Annotated in this window: 15 protein-coding genes and 2 pseudogenes; 8 read left to right on the forward strand and 9 right to left on the reverse strand. The window is 57.3% G+C overall.

From position 1 onward, the window contains the following. Positions 1–37: 37 nt before the first annotated feature. Genes rpiB through ACZ1GM_RS09360 form a run of 4 tightly spaced genes read left to right on the forward strand, consistent with a single transcriptional unit; the run spans position 38 to position 3,036 of the window. A complete protein-coding gene (gene rpiB / locus ACZ1GM_RS09345) occupies positions 38–502 on the forward strand; it encodes a ribose 5-phosphate isomerase B (RefSeq protein WP_472676221.1) in 465 nt (154 codons plus the stop codon). After that, on the forward strand, positions 499–1,815 hold the full coding sequence (glyA, locus tag ACZ1GM_RS09350; RefSeq protein WP_472676222.1) for a serine hydroxymethyltransferase: 1,317 nt from the start codon (positions 499–501) through the stop codon (positions 1,813–1,815). Before rpiB ends, glyA begins: the two co-directional genes overlap by 4 nt. A 9-nt stretch (positions 1,816–1,824) precedes the next feature. Beyond that, on the forward strand, positions 1,825–2,304 hold the full coding sequence (gene nrdR, locus ACZ1GM_RS09355) for a transcriptional regulator NrdR (RefSeq protein ID WP_472676223.1): 480 nt from the start codon (positions 1,825–1,827) through the stop codon (positions 2,302–2,304). Positions 2,305–2,313: 9 nt separating this feature from the next. Beyond that, positions 2,314–3,036, forward strand: a complete 723-nt coding sequence (locus tag ACZ1GM_RS09360; protein WP_472676224.1) for an RNA methyltransferase — start codon at positions 2,314–2,316, stop codon at positions 3,034–3,036. Here the strand turns inward: ACZ1GM_RS09360 and ACZ1GM_RS09365 are convergent. Next, positions 3,033–3,344 carry a chorismate mutase gene (locus tag ACZ1GM_RS09365; RefSeq protein WP_472676225.1) on the reverse strand — a complete coding sequence of 104 codons (312 nt, stop codon included), beginning with the start codon at positions 3,342–3,344 and terminating at the stop codon, positions 3,033–3,035. The genes ACZ1GM_RS09360 and ACZ1GM_RS09365 overlap by 4 nt on opposite strands. Positions 3,345–3,553: 209 nt before the next feature. On the opposite strand from ACZ1GM_RS09365, the gene rpsD reads away from it, so the two are divergent. After that, positions 3,554–4,168 carry a 30S ribosomal protein S4 gene (rpsD, locus tag ACZ1GM_RS09370; RefSeq protein ID WP_472676226.1) on the forward strand — a complete coding sequence of 205 codons (615 nt, stop codon included), beginning with the start codon at positions 3,554–3,556 and terminating at the stop codon, positions 4,166–4,168. Between the two features lie 58 nt (positions 4,169–4,226). On the opposite strand, the pseudogene tgt reads toward rpsD, so the two are convergent. The 8 genes and pseudogenes from tgt to ACZ1GM_RS09410 form a co-directional block, all read right to left on the reverse strand. Then, positions 4,227–5,352, reverse strand: a pseudogene (tgt, locus tag ACZ1GM_RS09375) (tRNA guanosine(34) transglycosylase Tgt). 34 nt (positions 5,353–5,386) lie between these two features. Next, entirely contained in the window at positions 5,387–6,148 is a 762-nt protein-coding gene (locus tag ACZ1GM_RS09380; protein ID WP_472676227.1) for an ABC transporter permease, read from the reverse strand. Further along, the gene (locus tag ACZ1GM_RS09385) at positions 6,145–7,101 is read right to left on the reverse strand and encodes an ABC transporter ATP-binding protein (RefSeq protein ID WP_472676228.1); all 957 of its coding nucleotides are present in this window, start codon (positions 7,099–7,101) and stop codon (positions 6,145–6,147) included. The genes ACZ1GM_RS09380 and ACZ1GM_RS09385 overlap by 4 nt, the downstream gene beginning before the upstream one ends. 146 nt (positions 7,102–7,247) lie before the next feature. After that, complete coding sequence (gene queA, locus ACZ1GM_RS09390) at positions 7,248–8,282, reverse strand: tRNA preQ1(34) S-adenosylmethionine ribosyltransferase-isomerase QueA (protein ID WP_472676229.1); 1,035 nt, start codon at positions 8,280–8,282, stop codon at positions 7,248–7,250. A 52-nt stretch (positions 8,283–8,334) separates the two neighbouring features. After that, positions 8,335–9,021, reverse strand: coding sequence for a peptidylprolyl isomerase (locus ACZ1GM_RS09395; RefSeq protein ID WP_472676230.1), 687 nt, complete (start codon positions 9,019–9,021; stop codon positions 8,335–8,337). 105 nt (positions 9,022–9,126) lie between these two features. Further along, entirely contained in the window at positions 9,127–9,642 is a 516-nt protein-coding gene (gene coaD / locus ACZ1GM_RS09400) for a pantetheine-phosphate adenylyltransferase (RefSeq protein WP_472676231.1), read from the reverse strand. Continuing rightward, a complete protein-coding gene (locus tag ACZ1GM_RS09405) occupies positions 9,642–10,550 on the reverse strand; it encodes a polyprenyl synthetase family protein (protein WP_472676232.1) in 909 nt (302 codons plus the stop codon). Before ACZ1GM_RS09405 ends, coaD begins: the two co-directional genes overlap by 1 nt. Before the next feature lie 3 nt (positions 10,551–10,553). Continuing rightward, positions 10,554–10,820, reverse strand: a complete 267-nt coding sequence (locus ACZ1GM_RS09410) for an exodeoxyribonuclease VII small subunit (RefSeq protein ID WP_472676233.1) — start codon at positions 10,818–10,820, stop codon at positions 10,554–10,556. A gap of 65 nt (positions 10,821–10,885) precedes the next feature. On the opposite strand from ACZ1GM_RS09410, the gene ACZ1GM_RS09415 reads away from it, so the two are divergent. The 3 genes and pseudogenes from ACZ1GM_RS09415 (at position 10,886) to purL (ending at position 14,217) form a co-directional block, all read left to right on the forward strand. Next, positions 10,886–11,284, forward strand: a complete 399-nt coding sequence (locus ACZ1GM_RS09415; RefSeq protein ID WP_472676234.1) for a DUF2177 family protein — start codon at positions 10,886–10,888, stop codon at positions 11,282–11,284. Between the two features lie 13 nt (positions 11,285–11,297). Beyond that, positions 11,298–11,978 (forward strand): hypothetical protein, encoded by a 681-nt coding sequence (locus tag ACZ1GM_RS09420; RefSeq protein WP_472676235.1) that lies wholly within the window; start codon positions 11,298–11,300, stop codon positions 11,976–11,978. A gap of 11 nt (positions 11,979–11,989) precedes the next feature. Beyond that, positions 11,990–14,217 (forward strand): annotated as a pseudogene (gene purL / locus ACZ1GM_RS09425) (phosphoribosylformylglycinamidine synthase subunit PurL). Positions 14,218–14,420: the final 203 nt, after the last annotated feature.

Consider the following 14,420-nt stretch of genomic DNA (forward strand, 5'->3'; position numbering starts at 1 on the left):
GTCGCCCGAATCGTGAATGATCACTATGTGCCTGGCCATGCGTATTGCCATAGCTTCCGACCATGCAGCCATTGAGCTTAAAGCGACTTTGCGCGACTGGCTTATCGAACAAGGCCATGAAGTCGCCGACCTTGGTCCCGAAACCACCGACAGTGTTGATTATCCCGATTACGGGTACAAGCTCGCCAGCGTCGTGGCCGACGGTACGGCTGAGCGTGGCATTGCTATTTGCGGGAGCGGTATCGGCATATCGATTGCGGTAAACCGTCACCCTGCCTTGCGTTGTGCACTGGTCTCTGAACCTTTGTCAGCGAGCCTCGCTCGCGAGCACAACGATGCAAACGCGATTGCCTTGGGCGCGCGCCTTACGGGGGTGGAGATGGCCAAAGCCTGCGTTAGCGTGTTTCTTGAAACAGAATTCGGAGGAGACCGCCATGCACGCCGTGTTGGCAAGCTCGGCACTCCGCCCATCACAACTGACACGATTGAGACATTCCAATGAGCGCACAGCCAGCCAACGATACTGCCAGCCAGCCTATGGACGCTTTCTGGAATGCAAGCCTTGCGCAAGCTGACCCAGAGATTGCGGAGGCCATCGGCAAAGAACTCAAGCGTCAGCAAGACAAGATTGAGCTGATCGCGAGCGAGAATATCGCATCGAAGGCTGTGTTGGAGGCAACGGGAAGTGTCTTCACCAACAAATACGCCGAGGGTTATCCGGGCAAGCGTTACTATGGCGGTTGCGATTACGCAGACGTGGTCGAAACACTGGCTATTGAACGCGCCAAGCAGTTGTTCGGCTGCAATTTTGCCAACGTCCAACCAAACTCTGGCAGCCAGATGAACCAAGCGGTTTTTCTGGCTCTGCTAGAGCCAGGTGACACATTTATGGGTCTCGACCTCAACTCCGGCGGTCATCTGACGCACGGTTCACCCGTCAATATGTCGGGCAAGTGGTTCAATCCGGTCAGTTATGGCGTTCGCAAGGAAGACGAACTGATCGATATGGATGCGGTTGCCGCTACGGCCCGCGAGCATAAGCCAAAACTGATCATTTGCGGTGGTACTGCCTATTCTCGTACGTGGGATTTCGCAGCATTCCGTGCGATTGCCGATGAGGTCGACGCCTATCTGCTTTGCGATATGAGCCATATTTCTGGTCTGGTGGCGGGTGGTGCGCATCCCTCTCCCTTCCCGCATTGCGATATTGTGACATCGACCACGCACAAATCGCTGCGTGGCCCGCGTTCGGGGATCATTCTGTGGAACGATGAGGAACTGACCAAGCCGCTTAATATGGCTGTCTTTCCAGGGCTTCAGGGCGGTCCGCTGATGCATGTGGTTGCGGCTAAGGCGGTGGCGTTCAAAGAGGCGCTTGCTCCCGAATTCAAAACTTATGCGCACCGGATCGTCGAAAACGCCCGCGCGTTGGCGGCGAGCGTGGAGGAGCACGGGTTGCGAGTGGTATCTGGCGGCACAGACAATCACTCGATGCTGGTGGATCTCACCGCGAAAGACGTAACAGGCAAATCGGCGGAGGCGGGTCTCGACCGCGCGTGGCTCACTTGCAACAAAAATGGCATCCCCTACGATACGCGTAGCCCGTTTGTGACCAGCGGCATAAGACTGGGCACGCCCGCCGGGACGACCCGAGGGTTTGGGCCCACCGAGTTCCGTCAGATCGGCCAGCTAATCTGCGAAGTTGTTGATGGCCTTTCCAAGAATGGTCCCGAAGGTGATGCGCAAGTCGAGGAAAGCGTGAGAAACCGCGTCGCGGAATTGTGTGCTAACTTCCCTGTTTACCCGGAAATGTAAGACGGCCTGATGCGTTGCCCCTATTGCGCTTCGGACGACACGCAGGTCAAAGACTCGCGCCCGACTGAAGACAACACCTCAATCCGCCGCCGCCGCCAGTGCTCGCAATGCGGCGCGCGCTTTACCACATTTGAACGTGTGCAATTGCGCGAAGTCACCGTCGTGAAATCGGGCGCAGATGGGCAGGAAGCCCGACACGAATCCTTTGACCGTGGCAAAATCGAACAGTCAGTTTCGCTCGCTTGTCGCAAACGCGATGTGAGCCAGGAACAGATCGATCAACTGGTCAGCGGCATTCAGCGGCAAGTCGAAACCGCGGGCGAGGCGGAAATCCCTTCGAGCCGCATCGGCGAAATGGTGATGGACGGTCTGCGCCAGCTCGACAGCGTCGCTTATATTCGTTTTGCCAGCGTCTATCGCGATTTTAGCGAGGCCAAAGACTTCGAAGAATTCGCCAGCACAGTGCAGGAAGCGGTAGAGGGCAGCTGACGAAGCGCCATGGCGGAAAAACCCATCATCGTTCTGGTGCGTCCACAATTGGGCGAGAATATCGGGAAAGCTGCGCGCGCGATGCTCAATTTCGGGCTTACCGAAATGCGGCTGGTCGCGCCGCGCGATGGCTGGCCAAACCCAGATGCCGGTCCCTCTGCCGCTGGTGCAGATATCGTGATTGAACAGGCGCAGGTGTACGAAACCACTGCCGAAGCGGTGGCGGATTGCACGAATATCTACGCCACGACGGTCCGCAAACGCGGTGTGACAAAGCCGGTGGTCACACCCGAAATGGCCGCGCAAGAGATGGTCAATGGTACTGGGAAAAGCGCCATCCTTTTCGACCGCGAAGCATCTGGACTTGCTACAGAAGACGTTGCCTTGGCACGCTCAATCCTGACGGTGCCGATCAATCCCGAATTTGGTTCGCTGAATCTTGCGCAGGCTGTGATTCTATGCGCCTATGAATGGTCGAAGACGCAGGCTCTGGAGCAACCGACTCTGGAGGATACCTTGCCCCCAGCCCCTCAGGAAGAACTCGACGGGCTAATCACGCATCTTGAAAACATGCTGGAACCGAACGGCTACTTCTTCCCCGCTGACCGCACTGAAGCGACGCGCCGCACGCTCAGAGGCGTGCTGACCAAGCCTGCATGGAACCACTTAGAGGTGCGGACATTACGGGGTGTCTTGTCGTCTTTGCAGCGTGGCCCAAAGAAAGCCGACTAACCGCGCAGCCGATCCCATTCGACTAGCTCATAGGCGATCGAGCTTTCGACTAAGTCATTCCAGATCGACCCCAAATCGCTCGCTGGAAGGCCGCGTGTGTCCGCGTCCGCGCGAGCATTTTCAATTACTTCCGCCTTGCGCGTCTCGTCCCGAACAGTGTCGCGTGCTTGCTTGATACGAGCAGCCGCGCGCATATAGCCATAGCGACGGTCTAACAACGCCATCAGCTCGCGATCCGTCGCGTCCACCCCGGCCCGCACTTCGGTCATATCTTGGCAATCGTCTGGCATTTTGAATTCGTCACTCATGCCCGCGCCACTGCCCGCTCCGATGCGGTTTGTCGAGCCTTCTCCAGCTCTATCTTGACGCAGTGCACAATCCTGCTAATGGCCGCGCTTCGCGAATTGGCTCCGCATCCCGGTGAAGCGGTGGCCGCAATATGGGTTTAGCCATGTTGGTGCGATGCCGGGTTAGATAGCTACCGCTCGGGTAGCTCAGCAAATTGAAGGAATGACGTATGTCAAAGCGCAAGAGCGCCAAGTATAAACTCGACCGTCGGATGGGCGAAAACATCTGGGGTCGCCCGAACTCTCCGGTAAACAAGCGTTCTTATGGTCCTGGCCAGCATGGTCAGCGTCGCAAGAGCAAGATGAGCGACTTCGGTCTGCAGCTGCGCGCCAAGCAGAAGCTCAAGGGCTATTACGGCGACGTAACTGAGAAGCAGTTCCGCAGCACCTACAAAGACGCGACACGCCTTAAAGGTGATGCCGGTCAGAACCTCATCGGCTTGCTTGAACGCCGTCTGGACATGATCGTTTACCGTGCGAAGTTCGCACCAACGATCTTTGCCGCACGTCAAATCGTGAACCACGGCCACATCTATGTGAACGGTGTGAAGTGTAACATTCCAAGTCGCCGCTGCGACGTGGGTGACGTGATCAGCCTGGGCAACAAGGCCAAGGACATGGCGCTTGTCATCGAAGCGCAAAGCCTGCCAGAGCGTGAAATTCCTGACTATGTTGTGCCAGATGGCAATGACAAGGTGACATTCACCCGCGTGCCTAAGCTCGACGAAGTGCCCTATCCGGTTACGATGGAACCAAACCTGGTTGTCGAATTCTATTCACGCTAATTTTTCGGTTCTTACCTGAAAGCAAGAGGGCGGCCTGTCGGGGTCGCCCTTTTTCGTCTCAGTTCAGATACTCGTGCCGAAAATCGCTGGCGAACTTGGCAAACTCGCCTTTGCGAATAGCCGCTCGCATCGCCTGCATCAGCTTCTGGTAAAATGAAATGTTATGCTCAGTCAGCAACATTGCGCCTAAGATTTCGCCGGATTTTACCAAGTGATGTAGATACGCCTTTGAATAATCTCGCGACGCCGCGCAGTCTGAATTTGCGTCAAGCGGCTCCTGATCCTCAGCGAACCGGGCATTCCGCAGATTGAGCGGCCCATTCCAAGTAAAGGCCTGACCATTGCGGTACGGACCGGCTGGGCAGCACGCAATCAAACATGTCGATGCCGCGCTCGACCGCACCCACGAGATCGTCGGGCTTGCCAACCCCCATCAGATAGCGTGGTTTGCCATGCGGCAATTGGCCGGGCGCGAAATCGAGCGTGGCGAACATCGCCTCCTGCCCCTCGCCCACGGCTAAACCCCCGACGGCATAGCCATCAAATCCGATATCGATAAGCTTGTCCGCGCTGATCTTGCGAAGCTCTTCATCAAGCGCGCCCTGTTGGATGCCGAACAGAGCCGCGCGGCTTGCATGCTCTTCTCCGCTATCAAATCCGTCGCGGCTACGCTTGGCCCAGCGCATGGACAGCTCCATACTCTCCGCGATCGCATCGCGCGCCTGATCCGCGCGAGGACACTCATCGAACGCCATGACAATATCGGAACCCAGCAACCGCTGAATTTCCATTGAGCGTTCCGGTGTGAGCATGTGTTTCGACCCATCCAGATGGCTACGGAACTCCACGCCTTCTTCGGTAAGCTTTCGTAGGTCACTAAGGCTCATAACCTGATAGCCACCGCTATCGGTCAGGATCGGCTTTTGCCAATTCATGAAATTGTGCAGGCCGCCCAGCTTCGCCATCCGTTCCGCCCCGGGGCGCAGCATCAGATGATAGGTGTTGCCCAGAATGATATCCGCGCCGGCTTCCCATACGGTTTCCGGCTTCATCGCTTTGACTGTGGCGGCAGTGCCGACTGGCATAAATGCGGGTGTCTGAATGGTCCCGCGCAGCATCGTAATCGCACCGGTGCGCGCCGCACCATCGGTAGCATCAAGCTTGAACGTAAATCGATCCCTCATGATCCGTGCGCCTAGCGGTTCACTCGCCCAGGTTCTAGTCTCTTAGGCGCCAGCCCGTCTTGAAGATGTAGGCGATGATCGCCACGCACACAGCGAGGAAGCCCAGCGTCAGCCCCAGCGATATGCGGATGTCGACGTCGGCGCTGCCATAGAATGTCCAGCGCAGCCCGCTAACCAGATACACTATGGGATTGAGCAGTGCGATTTTGTCCCATGGCTCTGGCAGCATATCGATGGAGTAAAACGTACCTCCGAGAAACGTCAGCGGAGTTAGGAACAGCAACGGTATGATGCCAAGCTTCTCAAAGCTGTCGGCCCACACGCCGAGGATAAATCCGAACAGGCTGAAGCTGGCCGCGACCAGCATGATGTAAAGGACCGCCAAGACGGGATATGCGATGGTGTAGTCGACGAAAAGCCGCGCGGTCAGCAGGATAATTGCCGCCAGGATAAGGCTCTTCGTCGCTGCGGCACCGACGAAACCGACCAGAGTTTCGGCAACGCCAATGGGCGCAGACAGCAGCTCGTAAATCGTGCCGGTAAAGCGCGGCATATAGATGCCAAAACTGGAATTGCTGGTCGTTTCACCCAGCAGGGTGAGCATCAAGAGCCCCGGAATGATAAAGGCTGCATAGTCGACACCGCCAAGATCGGGCATACGCCCACCTATCGCCGCACCGAACACGATGAAATAAAGCGAGGTAGTAAGCACCGGTGCCAACACGGACTGAAACGCTGTGCGCAGGAAACGCCACAACTCGCGGGTATAGATCGACCAGGTCGAACGCCAGTTCATGCGTCTGCCCCCTTGCCGTGCTCTTGATCACCGACGAGCTGAACGAAGATATCCTCCAGGCTGCTCTCTCGCTGATCTATACCGGTAAAATCGATGCCAGCTGCGACCAATGCCTTGGTCAGTTCGGCAACTTCGGCCTTACCTTTACCTGATCCGTCGCCGCCACGATAGCAAAGCTCCATGCCGTCATCCTCGATCTCTACCGGGAATCGTGCAAGTTCTGCGGGCAGTTCTGACAGCGCGCTCGCTAGGGAGAAATGCGCCTCGGTCCGTCCCAGGCGCGCCATCATCGCATCCTTATCATCCACCATCAGTATTTTGCCGCGGCGGATAACACCCACCCGGTCGGCCATCTCCTCAGCCTCTTCGATATAATGCGTTGTGAGGATGATGGTGACGCCGCGTTCGCGCATCTCACCAATCAGGCGCCACATATCCTTGCGCAGTTCCACATCGACGCCTGCCGTCGGCTCATCCAAGAAAAGCAAATCGGGTTCATGCGCCAATGCCTTCGCAATGAGCACGCGGCGCTTCATACCACCCGACAGCTCCATGATGCGGTTATCGCGCTTATCCCAAAGCGAGAGAGACTTGAGGATTTCTTCGATCCGAGCCGGATCAGGCGGCAGCCCGAACAATCCCCGCGAATAGGAGACCGCATGTTTCACCGGCTCGAACATGTCAGTGCTCAGCTCTTGCGGTACCAGCCCGATCCGCGCCCGTGCCTTACGCCAGTCACCAACCATATCGTGCCCGAATGCGCGGATGGTGCCCGCGCTGGGTCTGACCAATCCGCACACGGCACCGATCAACGTGGTCTTGCCAGCGCCATTTGGTCCAAGCAGTGCGAATATCTCGCCTGGTTTGATGGAAAGGTCGACCTCATCGAGCGCTTTGAGCCCCCCAGCGTATACTTTGGTCAAGCCGCTCAGCTCTAAGATCGGTTCGCTCATGAAACCTGTTTAGATGTTTCTTTTGGAATGCCAAGCCATCCGCACCCTCCACCCTTCCACCCTTCCACCCTTCCACCCGGATAGTATCCCGGTAGGTTCGGGGTAGAAGGGCGGAGGGTACGGGTGGCTCCGGCCACATCACGAATTCACGGCAACAACAGAGACGAGTCACCATAGGAGTAAAACCGATATTCCTGCGCGATGGCATGCGCATACGCAGTCTGCATTCGCTCCCGCCCCATCAGGGCGCTAACGAGCATGAAAAGCGTCGATTTGGGTAAGTGGAAATTGGTCATCAGTCCGTCAACGGCGCGGAAGCGGTATCCGGGCGTGATGAAAATATCAGTATCCGCGGCGAAGGGATGAATGATGCCATCGTCGTCCGCCGCGCTTTCCAGTGTGCGCAGGCTGGTCGTACCAACTGCAATGATCCGCCCGCCCTCTGCCCGAGCCGCGTTCAGCCGAGCCGCTACGTCGCCTTCAATCCGCCCCCATTCGGAATGCATCTGATGGTCATCGGTGTCGTCCGCCTTCACTGGCAGAAATGTCCCTGCGCCGACATGCAGCGTGAGCATTTCCCGTTTGATCCCCACAGCGTCCAATGCGGCAACGAGTTCGTCCGTGAAATGCAGCGACGCTGTCGGAGCCGCGACCGCTCCATCCTCTTTCGCGAACATCGTTTGGTAATCTTCGCGATCCTGTGCGTCGGTGGGTCGCTTACCCGCAATGTAAGGAGGAAGAGGCATTGTCCCGGCCCGTTCAAGCAGTAACTCAACCGGATCATCACCTTCGAAGAAGAGGACAAAGCTGCCATCATCAAGACGTTTTTCGGCGATAGCAGTCACACCACCACCAAACACGACCTGATCGTTTGGTTTCAAACGCCTGGCGTTGCGAATGAACGCCTGCCAGCGCCGCAAATCGATCCTCTTATGCAAGGTCGCTCCGACCTTGGCCTCGCCGCCTGCTCTGCGCCCCTCTAGCTGGGCGGGGATCACGCGGGTATCGTTGAAAACAAGCACATCACCGGGGTTCAGTAGCTCCGGCAAATCCCGGACACCCTGATCCTCAAAACTGTCGTTCCCGCGCACCACCAACATTCGCGCCGCATCGCGCGGACGCACAGGGCGCAGCGCAATCCGCTCTTGCGGCAAATCAAAATCGAACAGATCAACCTTCATAGCGCGCGCGCCTAACAGAAGGCCTCACAGAGTGGGAGTGCTTACTCGCCGACTAGCTGTCAATCGGCGCATTGAGATCATCAATGCTGATCACCGGTTCGGCCTGCAATGTTGGTGCCGCCGCCGGAACAGGTTTGTTCTGGCTCGCCAACGAGACCTGAAGAACACGTGTCGGATTTGCCGGTGGCTCGCCGCGCTGGACAGCATCCACAGCGGCAATATTCGAAATCACACGGCCAAAATTCGTGTATCGTTTGTCGAGGCTAAAGCGAGGATAAAATACGATAAAGAACTGGCTATTCGCGCTGTTTTCTTCTGCGGCACGCGCCATGGACACTGTACCACGCACATGTGGCTGAGGGTTAAATTCTTCTTCAAGATCAGGCAGTTCTGAGCCGCCCGTGCCAGTACCAGTCGGGTCACCAGTCTGCGCCATAAAGCCGTCAATCACGCGGTGAAAAATCACCCCGTCATAAAAGCCTTGCTGAGTGAGCATCTTAACCCGCTCAACATGATTGGGCGCCCATTCCGGCATCAAGCGGATCGCAACGCGCTCTCCATTGGAAAGATCGAGCAGCAGGATGTTTTCGGGATCTTCCTGCATATCATAACTGATCGGAGTATAGACCGCGCGCGTCTCGGTAGCGGTCTCTGCGTCAGCAGCGTCCTGAGCATTGGCCGCGACCGGCGCGAGCGCCAGAGCAGTTAGTGCGGAGGCAATAGAAATGGTCTTCAACATCAATTAGTCCGTGCGAATTGCAAAGTGCATATGTGAATAGTCGGCTTAGCTTTGCCGGGCTGTCACTTCAATGAATGGAGAGGCTTCGTCCCCGAAACCGTTCGGTCAATAGTCGCCCAAGCGGCCCTTCTCAGTTACGCGTTTCTCGACGTCGGCGCGCACAGACGCGCTGACAAAAGGCGCAATATCGCCTCCGAACAACGCGATTTCTTTGACCAGCTTCGATGCGATCGGCTGCAGTGATACATCGGCCATGAGAAACACGGTCTCGATATCGTCATCAAGCTGCTGGTTCATTCCAGCCATCTGATACTCATATTCGAAATCAGCGACGGCTCGCAGTCCGCGGATCAGCACATTTGCGCCCTCTTTTTTAGCGAACTTGACCAGCAAAGCGTTGAATCCCACGATCGCTACATTGTCGAGACCAAGGCCCGCAACCTCGCGCTTGACCATTTCCAGCCGCTCCTCGGTCGAGAACATTGGATTCTTCGACGGGTTCGTGGTGACACCGATAATCAGCTTGTCGACCAGCTTTGATCCACGTCGGATTATGTCCGCGTGACCCCGCGTGATCGGATCGAATGTGCCGGGGTAGATCCCGATGCGTTGTCCGCCCATTATCTATCCCTCTCCACGATAAATCGAGCCAATTCAGTCAATAAGAGTGCATCCTCGCCGTAAGTGGCGAGATGTCCAGCGGCCTGTTCAACCAGCATTTTGGCTTGCGCGCGCGCTTTTTCCGTACCCATCAACGTGACAAACGTGGCCTTTCCTTGCCTCTCGTCTTTGCGCAATGCCTTGCCCGCCTTTTCCTCGTCACCCTCGACGTCCAGCAAGTCATCAGCGATTTGAAAGGCGAGCCCTATATCTCGCGCGTAGGCACGCAAAGGCGCCCTGCCTTCTGGCGGAATCTTGCCGAGGATAGCCCCCATCTCGACGCTCGCGGCGAGCAGCGCCCCGGTTTTAAGTTGCTGGAGCCGGGTGACCGTATGCAGGTCATAGTTCTCGTCATCCGCGACCATATCCATGACCTGCCCCGCTGCCATGCCTTCGTGCCCGCTGGCCTTCGCCAATGTCGCCACCAATTCTGACCGGACGAACGGATCAGTGCTGGTCGCTTGCCGTGTGAGGATATCAAATGCGAGCGCGTGCAAGGAATCTCCTGCCAGTACCGCCGTCGCTTCATCAAACGCATTGTGAACGGTCGGTTTGCCATGTCGCAGATCATCATCATCCATGCACGGCAGGTCATCATGTATCAGCGAATAGGCGTGGATAGCCTCCACAGCACAACCTGCATTCACCGCAGCAGAGCGGTCGACGCCGTGCAGTTTCGCCACCGCCGTCACCAATAGCGGGCGCACACGCTTGCCCCCACCAATGGTTGCATAGCGCATTGCCTCGATCAGCTGCTTGCGACTGTCTTGTGGCACGGGAAGAAAGGCATCAAAAGCCCGGTCTATGTCGTCCTGAATTTCCGCAAATGCAGGGGCCAGGATACCATCAGTGACCAATTCAGCAGTCACGTATCAGTTTTCCGTCTCGAACGGTGCGGTGCCCGTAGGCTTGCCATCGGCGCCCGCAACGATCTTCTCAATCCGGGCTTGCGCAGCATCCAGCCGGGATTGGCAATGGGCGCGTAGCCTTTCCCCCTGCTCATACAAATCAATGCTATCATCAAGCGGCACTTCTCCGCTCTCCAGCTTGCGCACAACACCTTCAAGCGCTCTTAGCGCGTCTTCAAAGCTCATCGCCGTGATATCCGGCGCGGCGGCATCATTTTGTCCCTCGCTCATGACTTGCTGCATTGACCGTCGCGCGGCGTGCGGTCAAGACAGCCAGACAAAGGGGAGCATGAAAAATGAAGTGGGTTATTGCCTACGTGGCGGCAGCGGTCGCATTCGGGATACTCGATTCTCTGTGGCTGCGCTGGGCCGGTCCCAATCTGTATCGACCGGTGATCGGCGAAATCATGGCTGACAAGTTTCGCGTGGCACCAGCCGCTGCATTCTATTTCATCTACCTCGCCGGGATGACGTGGTTTGCGATCAAGCCAGGCCTGGCAAGCGGGCAAGTGGCGACCGCCGTTATCAACGGCGCGTTACTCGGGGCACTGTGTTACGCGACTTTCGACCTCACCAGTCAGGCGGTGATGAAAGTATGGGCAACGCATATCTCGCTTGCGGATATTGCCTGGGGCGGCTTTGCCACGGCAACAGCCGCCGGTATCGCCACCTGGATTACGCTAAAGTTCGCCTAAGAGGTCGCTGCGCATGTTTATTGGTCACTGGGCACCGGCCTTCGTAGCCGGCGCTGTTTCATCAGAAAGCCCGCGCCTAGGCACGCTGTTTGTCGCCGCGCAATTGGTGGATTGGGCGTTTATGGCGCTCGTCATTGTCGGTGTGGAGCAGATGGATATCGTGCCCGGCATCACCCGCATGAACCCGCTCGACCTCTATCATATGCCTTACACGCACAGTTTGCTTGGTACCGGCGTCTTTGCTGTCGTTTCCGGACTGATCGTGGGCGCTATGCTGCGCAACAGATTCGCAGGGGCCGTCGCTGGAATGGTGGTCCTGAGTCATTGGCTTTTAGACCTTGTTGTTCACCGACCTGACTTGACGCTGGCGGGCGGCGAGGAAAAGCTCGGCTGGGGCCTGTGGAATTACCCATGGATCACAATGCCGCTGGAACTCGGGATCACAATCGGCGCGCTGTATTGGTATGTTAAATCGACCAAGGGGCCGATGGGCCCACCGATCATCCTGCTGGTCGTTTTGCTGGCGATGCAGGGCTTTAACTGGTTCGGGCCAGAGCCAACCGAAATGTCCGTGGCGTTCCCGATCACCGGGCTGGTCGCATTTGGTGTCGCCACATTGCTCGCCACCTGGGTTGGGCAAACACGTTGGCATAAACGCCGAACCGGGCTGGCGGTCCCCCTCGGCCACAGCTAAATGCGCGCGGTATGAGCACGACCGATTCTGCAATCACCCCCGAAGTCGTCGAGCAGCACGGCTTTTCACCCGAAGAATATGAGCAGGTGCTCAAGTCCCTTGGGCGCGAACCTAACATGGTGGAGCTTGGTATCTTCTCGGTGATGTGGTCGGAGCATTGCAGCTATAAATCCTCGCGCCTCCACCTGAAAAAACTGCCGACCGAGGCACCTTGGGTAATCTGCGGCCCAGGTGAGAACGCCGGAGTGATCGACATTGGCGATGGGCAGGCCGCGATCTTTAAGATGGAGAGTCACAACCACCCGTCATATATCGAGCCATACCAAGGCGCAGCGACCGGCGTTGGCGGCATCCTGCGCGACGTATTCACCATGGGCGCGCGACCAGTCGCAAACGCCAACGCTCTCCGCTTTGGCCGCCCCGATCACCCCAAGATGAAGCATCTGGTGCAAGGCGTTGTTGCGGGCATTGGCGGTTATGGCAATTGTGTCGGCGTCCCCACGGTTTGCGGCGAGACAAATTTCCACCCAGCCTATGACGGCAACATCCTCGTCAATGCGATGACGGTGGGTGTCGCCGATGCTGATAAGATATTCTATTCCGCCGCGACTGGTGTCGGGAACCCCATCGTCTATGTCGGGTCAAAAACGGGGCGCGATGGCATTCACGGCGCAACCATGGCCAGCGCTGACTTCGAAGAGGATGCGGACGCCAAGCGCCCTACCGTGCAAGTCGGCGATCCATTCACGGAAAAGCTGCTGATCGAGGCGTGCCTTGAACTGATGTCCACCGACGCCATTGTCGCGATTCAGGATATGGGCGCAGCTGGCCTCACCTCCTCCAGCGTTGAAATGGCAACCAATGGCAAGGCGGGCATCCGGCTCGACATGGACAAGGTGCCATGCCGAGAAGAGGGCATGACGCCGTATGAGATGATGCTGAGCGAGAGCCAGGAGCGGATGCTGATGGTGCTCAAGCCCGGCAAGGAAGCCATGGCGCAAGCGATTTTCGAGAAGTGGGAGCTGGACTTTGCCGTGATCGGCGAAGTGACCGATACGCAGCATATGGTGCTGGAATGGCAGGGCGAAGTCGTGTGCGACATCCCGCTCGGGCCGCTCGCGGCGGATGCCCCCGAATATGACCGGTACCGTATTTGTCAAAAGAGGAATACAAAGCGTGGGCACAGGTCAAACCGCTGGAGGATGTTCCGGAAAGTACCGATATCGGGGCGGACCTGCTCAAGCTGATGGCGTCCCCCGCCCTTGCCTCGCGCCGCTGGATTTCCGAGCAATATGACAGCCAGGTCGGCGCGGACACGCTGCAGACTGGCGGCGATGCGGGCGTTGTCCGGGTGCATGGCACGAATAAGGCGCTAGCGATCACCACCGATTGCACGCCGCGCTATGTCTATGCCGATCCGTATGAAGGCGGAAAGCAGGCGATTGCCGAGGCCTATCGCAATTTGTGCGCAGTCGGTGCGCGTCCGTTAGCGGTGACCAATTGCTTAAACTTCGCGAATCCGCAGCGGCTGGAAATCATGAGCCAGTTTGTCCACGCACTGGCGGGTATGGGCGATGCGTGCCGCGCGCTCGATTTCCCGATCGTGAGCGGCAATGTGTCGCTTTATAATGAAAGCAAGGCAACCGGCGGTGGCAGCGCAATTCTCCCCACCCCCGCAATAGGCGGCGTTGGCATTATCGACGATTATTCGAAGATGATGACGATGGGGTTTAAGAATGAGGGAGAAGATATCTATCTCGTTGGTCATACAACCGGCGAGATTGCCCAATCACTCTGGCTGCGAACTATCGCCGATTTGGAAGCGGGCGAACCGCCGCATGTTGATCTGGAAGCAGAGAAAAGCGGTGCTGAATTTTTGGCAAGCATCGGCGACAAGCTGACCGCAGTGCATGATGTTTCAGATGGCGGTGTCTTGGTCGCTATCGCAGAAATGGCGCTTGCGAGTGGTATAGGCGCACAACTCAGTGGCCAAGGCGCCCTGAACAAAAGCCGTATCGGCGAGCTTTCACCTCACGTTTGGGCTTTCTGCGAAGATCAAGCACGCTATATCGTCACAGTTCCCAAAGGGTCTTTGGAGAATGTGATGGTCGCTCAGGTTGCGATAGACAAAATTGGTTCGACTGGCGACCAATCGATTGTCGGGCCCGGCTTTGATGTAGGTTTAACCAAACTCCGCGAAGCGCACCAGAGCTTCTTCCGCGACTGGATGGAGAGGTGACGAACCCACTCGTCATTGCGAGCCTTGCGCCAGCAAGGCGCGGCAATCCAGAAACGCAATCTCGGGACTTGATTGCTTCGTCGCTTCGCTTCTCGCAATGACGGAAAAGCGGCTTGATGGAAGCATAAGGATATACCACGCCGTCATTCCCGCGAAGGCGGGAATCCAAGGCGAAGTAGCGCCACGGCCAATCTGGACTCCCG

The organism is Qipengyuania sp. JB2-7 (genome assembly GCF_055693485.1).

Excerpts from the sequence above, each read along its gene's own strand:
- rpiB (WP_472676221.1), top strand. The coding sequence starts at position 38 with ATGCGTATTGCCATAGCTTCCGACCATGCAGCCATTGAGCTTAAAGCG.
- glyA (WP_472676222.1), top strand. The coding sequence starts at position 499 with ATGAGCGCACAGCCAGCCAACGATACTGCCAGCCAGCCTATGGACGCT.
- nrdR (WP_472676223.1), top strand. The coding sequence starts at position 1,825 with ATGCGTTGCCCCTATTGCGCTTCGGACGACACGCAGGTCAAAGACTCG.
- ACZ1GM_RS09360 (WP_472676224.1), top strand. The coding sequence starts at position 2,314 with ATGGCGGAAAAACCCATCATCGTTCTGGTGCGTCCACAATTGGGCGAG.
- ACZ1GM_RS09365 (WP_472676225.1), bottom strand. The coding sequence starts at position 3,344 with ATGAGTGACGAATTCAAAATGCCAGACGATTGCCAAGATATGACCGAA.
- rpsD (WP_472676226.1), top strand. The coding sequence starts at position 3,554 with ATGTCAAAGCGCAAGAGCGCCAAGTATAAACTCGACCGTCGGATGGGC.
- ACZ1GM_RS09380 (WP_472676227.1), bottom strand. The coding sequence starts at position 6,148 with ATGAACTGGCGTTCGACCTGGTCGATCTATACCCGCGAGTTGTGGCGT.
- ACZ1GM_RS09385 (WP_472676228.1), bottom strand. The coding sequence starts at position 7,101 with ATGAGCGAACCGATCTTAGAGCTGAGCGGCTTGACCAAAGTATACGCT.
- queA (WP_472676229.1), bottom strand. The coding sequence starts at position 8,282 with ATGAAGGTTGATCTGTTCGATTTTGATTTGCCGCAAGAGCGGATTGCG.
- ACZ1GM_RS09395 (WP_472676230.1), bottom strand. The coding sequence starts at position 9,021 with ATGTTGAAGACCATTTCTATTGCCTCCGCACTAACTGCTCTGGCGCTC.
- coaD (WP_472676231.1), bottom strand. The coding sequence starts at position 9,642 with ATGGGCGGACAACGCATCGGGATCTACCCCGGCACATTCGATCCGATC.
- ACZ1GM_RS09410 (WP_472676233.1), bottom strand. The coding sequence starts at position 10,820 with ATGAGCGAGGGACAAAATGATGCCGCCGCGCCGGATATCACGGCGATG.
- ACZ1GM_RS09415 (WP_472676234.1), top strand. The coding sequence starts at position 10,886 with ATGAAGTGGGTTATTGCCTACGTGGCGGCAGCGGTCGCATTCGGGATA.
- ACZ1GM_RS09420 (WP_472676235.1), top strand. The coding sequence starts at position 11,298 with ATGTTTATTGGTCACTGGGCACCGGCCTTCGTAGCCGGCGCTGTTTCA.